1 protein-coding gene is annotated in these 1248 nt (G+C 66.2%); it reads right to left on the reverse strand.

The genetic code is table 11. The annotated features are described in order from the left end of the window. Positions 1-80: 80 nt before the first annotated feature. On the reverse strand, positions 81-1248 hold a 1168-nt coding region (locus HGR_RS01615), incomplete at its 5' end, for a 2-oxo acid dehydrogenase subunit E2 (protein ID WP_039852007.1).

Raw genomic sequence — 1248 nt, forward strand, 5'->3', positions numbered from 1 at the left:
GATGACCGCCACCGACTCGAAATCACCGATGTCGGGTACCTTGATTTCCAGGAGTGCCATGGTTGTTTTGCCCTCCGTGATCAAAGCAGCACGCGGCGGAAGTCGCCGAGCACCTGGGCCAGATAGGCGTTGAAACGGGCACCGGCCGCGCCATCGATCACGCGATGATCGTAGGACAGCGACAGCGGCAGCGTCAGGCGCGGCTGGAAGGCCTTGCCGTCCCAGACCGGCTTCATCGCGCCGCGCGACAGGCCCAGGATGGCCACTTCTGGCGCGTTGATCAGCGGCGTGAAGTAGGTCGTGCCGATGCCACCGAGCGAAGAGATCGAGAACGTCCCGCCTTGCATGTCGGCCCCGCCCAGCTTGCCATCACGCGCCTTCTTGGACAGCTCGGCCATCTCGCTGGAAATTTCCACCAAGCCCTTCTGGTCGGCGTTCTTGAGCACGGGCACGACCAGGCCATTGGGCGTGTCGGCCGCGAAGCCGATGTTCCAGTAGTTCTTCAACACCAGCTGGTCACCTTCCAGGCTGGCGTTGAACTCGGGGAATTTCTTGAGCGCCGCGACCGCCGCCTTGATCACGAAAGCCAGCATCGTGAACTTGACGCCAGATTTTTCGTTTTCCTTGTTGAGCTGCACGCGCAGTGCTTCCAACTCGGTGATGTCCGCGTCCTCGTAGCTCGTGACGTGCGGGATCATCACCCAGTTGCGGTGCAGGTTGGCGCCGCTGATCTTCTTGATGCGCGAGAGTTCCTTGCGCTCGATCGGACCGAACTTGGCGAAGTCCACCTTGGGCCAAGGCAGCAGGCCCAGGCCGGCGCCATCGCCACCACCAGCGGGCGCGGCGCCCATGGCCTGAGTGCGCACGCCGCCGCTCATCACGGCCTTGGTGAAGTTCTTGACGTCCTCTTCGACGATGCGGCCCTTCGGTCCGCTGCCCTTGACTTCCGCCAGGGGCACGCCGAATTCACGGGCCAGCTTGCGGATGGAGGGGCTGGCATGGGGCAGCGCGCCCACCTTGGCTTGTTGGGCCAAGGGGTCGTGCGCGGCCGGGGCGACCGCGGCAGCCGAAGCCACGGGCGCGGCAACGGGTGCAGGGGCCGCAACGGCAGGCGCAGGCGCCGGGGCCGGTGCAGTGGCCGGCGCGGATGCAGGAGCAGCGGATGTGGCGGAGGCTGGAGCCACGGCAGCCGGCGCGGCCGCAGCACCCGCCGCCTCCAGCATCAGCACCACCGAGCCTTCCTTCACC

The organism is Hylemonella gracilis ATCC 19624 (assembly GCF_000211835.1).
GTDB lineage: Bacteria > Pseudomonadota > Gammaproteobacteria > Burkholderiales > Burkholderiaceae_C > Hylemonella > Hylemonella gracilis.